We start from the raw sequence: 9129 nt of genomic DNA on the forward strand, positions 1-9129 counted from the left end.
GTCCGACGGGGCGTGCGGCCAGCCGTCCCTCGTGCGTCAGCCCCAGCGTTCGGAGTCGCCGACGGCGACCGCCCGGCGCAGCACGATGGACGTGGACGAGAGTCGTTCCGTACTCGGTCGCCCGGCGGGCAGTAGCTCCTGCCCGTAGGACGACCACCGACCCGTCGGGTCGGGAATGGGTGTCTGCGGCGACGACGGCGACGCGACGGACTCGGTCATCGCCGTCCGCCAGGTCGCCTCGGGCCGGGCCAGTGGCCGGCCGAGCACGCTCACTCCGGCGGCGCTGCCCCGGGTCGGTGAGCCATCCGCCTGTCCGGGCTGGACGCGCGGCGTCGCCGCCTGCTCGGGGCGCTGCGGGACGTCGGTCACCACCGGGTTGGGCTCGGTGATGGCGTCCTCGACGCGGGTGGACACGACCGCCGCGTGGGAGGCCGGCGACCGCTCGGCCGGGGCGGTCCGGTCGGTCGGCGTCGACCGCTCGACCGGAGTCGGCCGTTCGACCGCGGTGCCCTCGACCGTCTTGCCGCTTCCGGGCGCGCGACCCGATCCGCCCGGCTCTGCGGCCTGCCGGCGATGCCGACCGCCACTGCTACCCGAGGAGTCCTCGACGAGCGCGCTGACCAACTCCCGGATGACGGCGCCCGACCTCGCGGACGGCAGCGACAGCGTGTCCTGGACGGCGTCCAGCGGCGGGGCCGGTTGTTGCGCGGCCGCGCGGTTGTCCGTCCGCGCCTCCGCCCCGATCACCACGACACCGGCCAGGGGAAGTCCGAGGCGCTGGACGAGCCGGGCTGCCCGCGTACCGTCGTCGAGGTTCGTCCGGCCAGCCCGGATGACCAGCAGCACACCGTCCGCGTGCTGGGCGAAGGCGGAGATCTCCCGTCCCGCCAGGATCGGCGGCGCGTGCACGAGTACGCAGTCCTCGTCCTCGCCCAACGTGTTGAGAAGCCCGCCCAGGTCGTGCAGGGCCCGCGTGTCGGCGCCCTCGCGGGGCTCGGCCGGCAGCACCGTCAGGGTGGGGAAGTCGACCAGACGCACCGGAGAGCACTTCTGCGCCAGGACCTGCTGCCAGGTGTGTGGCGCCTCCGGGAAGTGGCCGGACAACACCGGGTCCCGTACCGCCCCGTCCACCAGGGTGGCCCGGCAGTGCTCGTCGGCCAGGCCGAGACCGAGCAGCGCGGTCACCAGCGCCTTGCCGTCGTCGTCGTGGGCGCTGGTGACCAGCAGCCTCCGGCGTGGCAGCGGGGCGGTGAGCACACTGAGCGTCGAGATCGTGGCGCGTACGGCGTCGGTGACGTCGGTGCGCGCGTAGAGCGCGCTGGCGTGGTGGCGGGAGAACCGGCGCGGTAGCTTCGGCAGCACGCCGAGGACCGGCAGGCCCAGGCGCGTCTCGACCTGCCCGACGTCGCGTAGTCGACTGTCGAACCGGTCGCGTAGGAGCGTCGCGCCCCAGCCGGCCAGAAGCCCGGCCAGGGCCCCGAGTACGCCGTTCAACATCGGTTTCGGGAAGGCGGGGATGGCCGGCGTGCTGGCGGTGTCGAGCACCCGGGCGCTGATTCTGGTCGGGCCGCCCATCTCCAGTTTGCTGAGGCGTTCGCTGGCGGCACGGGAGGCCACGTTCGCGATAGCGGCGGCCTGCGCCCCGGAACCGGCACTCGCGTGCACGGTGATGATCTGGAGGCCGAGTTCGTACTCACCGCTGACGTGGCCGAGTACCGCGTGCTCGGGCAGTCGCAGCGTGCGCGCCGTCTCGATCGCGACCTCACGGGAGCCGACGAGCCGGGCGATGGTGGGTGTGAGGTTCTGCGCGAGAGCCAGGTCCGCGGGTCGGCTCTCGTCGGTCTGTTCGGCGCTGACCAGCACGGACGCCTCGGCCTCGTAACGGGCCGGTAGGAGTGCGGTGACCCCCTGGGCGGCGGCCAGGCCCGCGCACAGGCCGATCAGCGGTACGCCCACGCGGCGCCACGAGGCACCGAGCAGACCCTTGACATCTATCGACGCGCTCATCAGGCGATTGCCTCTCTTGTTGAGTGCCCGGCCTCGGCGGGCGGTGTGCGAAAGGGGCGGGTGGGGGACAGCAGCCCGCGCCAGGTGGCGCAGAGGGTGTCGGCGATGCGGTCCCAGTCGAACTCGGCGTCCGCTCGGTGCAGCCCCTGGTTCGCCAGCCGGCCGGCGAGTGAGGGATCGTCGCGCAGTAGCGCGAGGCGGGCCGCCAGCGCGGGTACGTCGCCAGCGGGGAAGATCAGGCCGGCATCGCCCACCACGTAGGGAATTTCGCCGACGTCGCTGCCCACGACCGGTACGCCACAGGCCATGGCCTCGACCAGCACCCGGCCGAACTGTTCGCGCAACGGGATGCCGACCCAGGGCAGGGTGTTGCGCTGCACGACCTCGACCGACGGCATCGCCAACGTGTCCATCCGGTTCAGCAACCCGGGCAGTTCGGCGTGCCCGGCCCAGCCGTGCCGGTGCACCCGGCCGGGCCGTCGCGCGGCCGCCCGTTCGATCTCGCCGCGCAGGCTGCCGTCCCCGACCAGCGACACGTCGCAGTCGATCAGCTCGGCGGCGCGCAGCAGGTCGGTCACGCCCTTGTGCGGCTCGAACCGTCCGACGAATCCGACGGTGAACGGGCGCATCGCCGGATCGGTGGGCAACGGGCGGAAGACCCGGGTGTCCACACCGAGCGGGACGATCGTGGCCGGGCCGCGGTAGCCCTTGACGCGCAGCACGTGCAGCGCGGCCGGCGTGATCGGGAAGGCGTGGTCGACGGACAGATAGGACTGTCGCTCGATCCGGGGAAAGGGCACCGGGAACCGGGTCACCACGTTCTGCGCGGCGTACAGGGTGGTGGGCACCCCGGCCCAGCAGCGTTGACGCAGCCGCAGGGCCTGCCAGGTGGTGAGGTAGGCCGCCTCGCCGATGACATGCAGGATGTCGGGGCGGGTAGTGGTCACGTCGTGGCCGCCGGGGACACGGAACAGCACCGAGGCCATGTGTCCGGTCAGCGACTCGCCGAGCAGGTGCGGGACGACGTGGTACCGCAGTCGGCGGTGTCGCGCACTGAGCCGGGCCAGCTCGCGTCGTGTCACCGGGGACACGTCCGCGGCGAGTACGGTCAGGGTGACGTCGGGCTGTTCACACAGCACGTCGAACAGGTCCGTCCAGTGTTCGGTGCGCTTGCCGGCCACCGTGATCAGGACGTGCATCACGCTCCTCCTCTCGTCTCTCCTCGGGTGACCGCGATCCGGCCGATGCGGGTCCAGGCCCGCAACCGCGCCGTCCCGGCTCGGGGTTGCAGGGGCATCCGCACACCGGCCAGGCCGATACCGATCAGGGCGCGCAGCAGCACGACACCGCGTACGGCGTGCAGGGTGCCGGCTCGGTGCCGGGCGAAGTACCGCAGCATGCTGCGGTAGAGGTGGGGCCAGATCCAGGCCGGATCGGAGCTGCTCGCGCCGCCGGTGTGCAGGGCGGTCACCGACGGCACGTACAGCACCTCGGCGCCGCGCCGGGCGACCTGGAGGCACAGCTCCTCGTCCTCGTAGTAGAGGAAGTAGCCCTCGTCGAGCCCGCCGACCGCCTCGAACAGGTCGGTGCGTACCGCCAGGCAGGCCCCGGAGACCCAGTCCACCGCCACCGGCTGCGCTCCCCGTACGCAGGCGTCGTAGGCGGCCCGGCGCTGCCGGCCGCTGAGCAGCCGGCGCAGCGCGACCGGTGCCAGCGACCCACCGAAACGGCTGGCCAGCACCGTGCCGAGGGACTCGAACCGGTGCGCGCTGATCGCGATTCGGCCGTACGCGTCGACGAGCCGTGGTCCCGCGATGCCCACCGACTGTCGACTCCTGATGACCCGGACCAGCTCCGCGGCCATGCCGGGGGTGACCACGCAGTCCGGGTTGACCAGGAGTACGACGTCGGTGTCGATCCCGGCAGCGGCCCGGTTCACCGCGCTGGCGAAGCCGGTGTTGGTGGTGCTGGCGAGGACCGTCACCTCCGGGAAACGGTGTCGGACGAGCGCGACCGTGCCGTCGGTGGAGGCGTTGTCCACCAGTCGTACCGGCAGTCCCTCCTGCCGCAGCGCGGTCAGGGCGGCGACGATCTGCCGCTCCGAGTTGTGGGTCACCACGACGGCGGTGGCGTCGGCGTTACTCATACCGTGACTCCCGTCCGGTGCAGCGGACGGTGCAGGAGCGGCGCTCCCGCGAATCGTCGGAGCGGCGCACCGTCCCGTTGTGCGGCGAGCAGGGTCAGTGCCGGCAACAGGCCCAGTTCCCAGTGCCCGTCGGTCGGCGCCGCGAAGACCGCGGCGGCCAGGAAGCCGCAGGACAGCGCCGCGAACGGCAGGGTGATCCCGTCCCGGCTGCGCAGGCCGACGCGGATGCTGCGCAGGATCGGCCAGAGCACGAGCAGGAGGCCGACCAGTCCGAGGTTCGCCAGTACCGTGACGTAGAAGGCGTGGTAGACCGGCCCGACGTCGGTGAGGGTGAAGCCCGACAGGTAGACGCCCGGCGTGCTCTGGCCGAGGCCGGCGCCGACCAGCGGCTGGTCGGCGAAGACACCCAGGCCCACCGACGACTCCGCACCCCGGTAGCCGGCCGACTGCGCCAGGCCCTTGGCGATCTCGCCGGCCCGGTCCCGTACCCCCGGTTGCAGGGCGAGGACCGCCGCCACCGCGACCGCGGCGGCGGCGGTCGCGGCCAGGCCGGTGCGGACGGCCCGACCACCACGGACCAGCATGACCAGCAGGGCCAGCGCGGCGGCGAGCCAGATTCCCCGGTACGACGCCAGCAGGACGTCGACGGCGAAGAACCCGGCGAGCAGGAGGACGCCGTTGCGGCGCCACCCGCGCAGTCGACCGGCGGCCCAGATCAGCGGCGGGACCGCCATCAGGGTGATGAGTCCGCCGTGCCGTCCCGGCGTGGTGACCGAGAGGGCGGTGAAGGTGCCCGCCAGCACCACGTACAGGACCCCGGCCGCCAGGATCCGCCGGGCCGTGGTCAGGGTGTGGGTCGCGACGAAGAAGTACACCGGGATCGTGGCCATCTGGTACGCGGCGACCAGCACCTCCCCGGAGCGGTTGCCGACGGCCAGGCCGTAGACCGCGGCCACGACGGTCAACCCGATGAGGGTCAGCATGCCCAGGTCGGCGGGGGTACGCCGAGTCGGCCCCTCCACCCGCAGCCAGTGCCGCACGGCCAGCGCGGCACCGCCGGCGGCCAGCAGCAGCACCTTCACCGCGATGAATCCCCGGACGTCGCCGCCGCTGAGCACGGCACCGATCACGGCGCCGCCGATGATGCCGACCGGCAGCACCGCCCAGGGCCAGAGCAGGAAGACGCCACAGGCGAGTACGCCGGCGGCGGCGGCCAGTCCGACCGGCCCGGGCAGCAGGGTGACCACGGTGACCAGGGCACCGAGCCCGGCGCCGCCGAGGAGCACGGTCGGTGCGACGATCGGCACTCTCATCGCGGCAACCCCGCCAGCAGTGAGCGCAGCCGCACACCCCGGATCGACCAGCTGTTGCGGGTGGCGACCGCCCGACGTAGGGCCACCTGCTCGGGGGCGTCAGCACCGTCCAGCGCAGCGTCGATGGCGGCGGCGAAGCCCTCCGCGTCGTCGGCGAGGGCGATGACGTCGGCCAGTGCCCGCAGCGCGGGCAGCGGTGTCGCGACGACGGGCTTGCCGAGGGCCAGGTACTCGTAGCACTTCTTCGGGTGCACGTAGTCGACGAGGCTGCCGACCCGGTAGGGGATGACGGTGACGTCGCAGGCGCGCAGGATGTTCGGCACCTCGGCGAAGCCGACGGCGTCCACCAGGTGCACGTTGGACAGGTGCAGCAGCGGGGCGCGGCCGGCACGGGTGGACGGGCCGATCAGCACGAAGGTCCACTCGGGGTGCGCCCGGGCGACCTCGGCGACCAGGTCCCCGTCGAAGGCGCGGGTGTCGACCGCCCCGCTGTAACCGATCAGTGGCCGGCGCATCCCGGTCAACCAGGGCGCGACGGGGCCGTCCGGCGAGAAGTGCTCCGGATCGCATCCGTTGGCCAGCACCACGGGCGCGGGGTCGACGGCGGGCATCCGTTCCGGTAGCGCGCTGGACGAGGCGAGGACGAGGTCGGCCGCGCCGACGGCGGAGTCCAACGCCCGCCGCAGGTGCCGACGGTTCCAGCGTCTCGTGAACGTCCAGTCCAGGTCGGTGGCGTCGTACACCACGGCGGACGCGTCCAGTCGGGCGGCGACCGGCGCGGCCAGGTCCTCGTCCAGCCACAGCAGTCGTACCGAATCGGCATGCCGGCGGAACCAGCGGCGGAGCCGGAGCGCGGCGAACCAGCGGTTGATCCGGTTGACCGGCGGCAGGTGCCGGCCGAGCGGCAGCAGCGCGGGCCCGGCGCACTGCCACAGGCCGTCGGCCACTTGGCGGACGCGCAGCCGCCAGCGGGGGAGGTGCCCGGCGGGGTCGACGAAGAGCACCCGGTGGTCGACGGTCAGCTCGCGCGCCAGGGCGTGCTGGCGGTGGGCGCCGTTGGCCCACGGGGTGCCGCTGAAGACGACCACCCAGTCCCGGTCGTCGGTGACCGTGGAGTCGTCGGTCGGCGCCGATGGGCGAAGCGTGCTCTCAACCACGGCGCGACCCCTGCATCGGTCGGGGTGCCACGGTGGGCAGCACCTCGTCCTCGCCGAGCCGGCCCAGCACGGGTCGGGCGCGCTCGTCGTCGAGCCGCAGCAGGCGAGCGCCGGCCTGTCGGTCCAGCCAGCGCCGCAGGGCGCCGGCCGCGATCCGGCGGTTGATCCAGTTCACCGGTGGCAACGCGTCACCCAGCGGCAGCGCGGTCGGCGCGACGGCGCGCCAGGCCGTCGAGCCGATCGGGGTCATCTCGCACCGCCAGCGGGGACGACGGCCCGGCGGGTCGACGAAGAGCAACCGCTGCCCGGTCGCCAGCTGCTCCAATTCGGTCTGGTGTCGTTCGACCGACCAGCGGTTGCGGCTGAACAGCACCACCCAGTCGCGGGTGTCGCCGTCGGGCAGCGGACCGACGTCGCCGCGCAGGGCGGCGAGCAGGTCGGCCATACCCAGCTGGACGTGTCGGCCGAACAGCCGCTTGACCAGGTGGTCGACGAGCAGGACGGCCTGGAACACCGCCATCCGGTGCCGGGGTTGGGTCGTCCGCAGGTAGCCGACCATGCTGCCCAGGAGGTGTCGGAAGCGGATGGCCGGCCCGAGTAGCCGGCAGGACGCTCCTCGGCTGTGGGTCACCACCGCGTCGGGGAGCATCCACAGTTGGTGACCGGCCTGCTGGAGCTGACGGGCCAGGATGGCGTCGTTCCAGTAGACCGGGAACGTCTCGTCGAAGATGGTCTGTCGTCCGAGCACCGAACGGCGCAGCAGCATGCAGCTACCGGAGGCGAGTTGCCGGGGGCGGCTGAAGTCCTCGCCGCGCATCTGGAACCGGTGCAGCGCCTGGCGGAACCCGGGCACGCGGCGCAGCGCGGTGACCAGCGCGATGCTGGCGGCGAAGCTGGGCTGCTGGACGTAGTGCTGCTGGAATGTGCCGTCCGGGTTGAGGTACAGCGGGCTGACCCCGGCCACGTCCGGCCGTTCCCGCAGATGGTCGACCATCCGGGACAGCGCGCCCGGGTGGAACCGGATGTCGCTGTTGAGCAGCAGGACCAACTGCCCGGTCGACCGACGGTACGCCTGGTTCACGGCGGCTGCGAAGCCGGTGTTGTGGCTGTTCCGGATCAGGCGGACCCGAGGTTGGTCGGCGAGCATGTCGGCGGAGCCGTCGGAGGAGGCGTTGTCGACGGCCACCACCTCGTAGTCCAGGTCGGCGGGGGCGGTCGCGGCCAGCGACTCCAGGCACTGCCGGGTCTGCTCGCGCGTGTTCCAACTGATCAGCAGGACCGACAGCAGTGGGGCGCCCATCACGACACGCTCCGGTCGTCCCGACGGGCGAAGATCCGCAGCAGGTCGCCGAGCCGGCTGTGCGTCACCCGGGGTGAACGGCTGGCGGCGACGTCGGCGACCAGGAGGTTCCGTGCGTTGCGCAGTCGGGCAGCCGGTCGCCAGTAGAACCGCGAGAAGACCGTGTCGTGGGAGATGACCCGGAAACCGGTCTCCACCAGCATCTGGGTGAGCGTGTCCGGGGTGAAGTGCCACCGGTGGTACGCCGGAGCGATGGCGGGCCAGTCGGTGCCGAGTCGGTGGGCGGCGGCGGAGGCGATGTTGGGGACTTCGAGGGCGAGCCAGCCGCCGGGGGTGAGGGCGGTGTGGGCGGCGTGCAGGAAGGCGCGGGGGTCTTGGACGTGTTCGAGGACGTGGAAGGCGCAGATGGTGTCGGCGGTGAGGGTGGGTGCGATGGTTTCGAAGTAGCCCTGGCGGACGGGCATGTGGAGGTGGTCGCGGGCGTACTGGGCGGCGGCGTGGCTGACTTCGATGCCGGTGGCGTTGATGCCGGCGTGGTGGGCGGCTTCGAGGAAGTAGCCGCCGGCGCAGCCGGCTTCGATGAGGGTGGTGGGTCGGGTTGCCGAGAGCAGCCACCGCAGCCGCCGGGCGGCCTCGAACCGGCGTTGACCGGCCGAGGCGAAGTACTCCTGGTACCCGTCGGTGGTGTAGTACGCCTCGTCGTACAACTCCTCCGGGTCCGGCGCGTCGCCGGCCGTCCAGACGAAGCCGCAGTCGGGGCAGCTCCACAGCAGGTCGCCGAGCGTCGGCGAGTGCCCGCCGGCGCGGCCGCAGAGCCGGCACCGGACCAGCTCGATCCCATCAAGTTTCATCGGGTACTCCGTCGGTGTTGTGGCGTCCGGGCGATCACCCGGAGCAGGTCGCCGAGGCGCGGATGGGTCAGCCGCGGTGAGCGGAGCCCGATCAGGTCGGCGGGTAGGAGGTGTCGCGCGTGCCGCAGCCGGTAGCGCAGCGGCATGTAGTAGCGGAAGACCGCCGTGTCCTGCCGGACCACCTCGAAGCCGGCGTCGGTCACGAGCCGGGTCAGCGTCGCGGGGGTGAAGTGCCAGCGGTGGTAGCGCGGCTGGAGGCCGGGCCAGTCGGTGCCGAGTCGGTGGGCGGCGGCGGAGGCGATGTTGGGGACTTCGAGGGCGAGCCAGCCGCCGGGGGTGAGGGCGGTGTGGGCGG

8 protein-coding genes are annotated in these 9129 nt (G+C 72.8%); all 8 read right to left on the minus strand.

Translation table 11 applies throughout. The features are described from left to right. Positions 1-36: 36 nt before the first annotated feature. Positions 37-2007 (minus strand): hypothetical protein, encoded by a 1971-nt coding sequence (locus ABZV06_RS16860; protein ID WP_355622304.1) that lies wholly within the window; start codon positions 2005-2007, stop codon positions 37-39. Continuing rightward, on the minus strand, positions 2007-3206 hold the full coding sequence (locus ABZV06_RS16865) for a glycosyltransferase (RefSeq protein WP_355243395.1): 1200 nt from the start codon (positions 3204-3206) through the stop codon (positions 2007-2009). The genes ABZV06_RS16860 and ABZV06_RS16865 overlap by 1 nt, the downstream gene beginning before the upstream one ends. Then, positions 3206-4153 (minus strand): glycosyltransferase family 2 protein, encoded by a 948-nt coding sequence (locus tag ABZV06_RS16870; protein WP_355622307.1) that lies wholly within the window; start codon positions 4151-4153, stop codon positions 3206-3208. The genes ABZV06_RS16865 and ABZV06_RS16870 overlap by 1 nt, the downstream gene beginning before the upstream one ends. Continuing rightward, positions 4150-5466, minus strand: coding sequence for an O-antigen ligase family protein (locus ABZV06_RS16875; protein ID WP_355243389.1), 1317 nt, complete (start codon positions 5464-5466; stop codon positions 4150-4152). The genes ABZV06_RS16870 and ABZV06_RS16875 overlap by 4 nt, the downstream gene beginning before the upstream one ends. Next, a complete protein-coding gene (locus tag ABZV06_RS16880) occupies positions 5463-6623 on the minus strand; it encodes a glycosyltransferase (protein WP_355243387.1) in 1161 nt (386 codons plus the stop codon). The genes ABZV06_RS16875 and ABZV06_RS16880 overlap by 4 nt, the downstream gene beginning before the upstream one ends. Further along, a complete protein-coding gene (locus ABZV06_RS16885; protein WP_355622309.1) occupies positions 6616-7923 on the minus strand; it encodes a glycosyltransferase family 2 protein in 1308 nt (435 codons plus the stop codon). Before ABZV06_RS16885 ends, ABZV06_RS16880 begins: the two co-directional genes overlap by 8 nt. After that, positions 7923-8774 (minus strand): class I SAM-dependent methyltransferase, encoded by an 852-nt coding sequence (locus ABZV06_RS16890; RefSeq protein WP_355243381.1) that lies wholly within the window; start codon positions 8772-8774, stop codon positions 7923-7925. The genes ABZV06_RS16885 and ABZV06_RS16890 overlap by 1 nt, the downstream gene beginning before the upstream one ends. Beyond that, on the minus strand, positions 8771-9129 hold a 359-nt coding region (locus tag ABZV06_RS16895; protein WP_355622312.1), incomplete at its 5' end, for a methyltransferase domain-containing protein. The genes ABZV06_RS16890 and ABZV06_RS16895, both read right to left, overlap by 4 nt.

The sequence above is a fragment of the Micromonospora sp. NPDC005172 genome (genome assembly GCF_040608555.1).
Lineage (GTDB): Bacteria > Actinomycetota > Actinomycetes > Mycobacteriales > Micromonosporaceae > Micromonospora.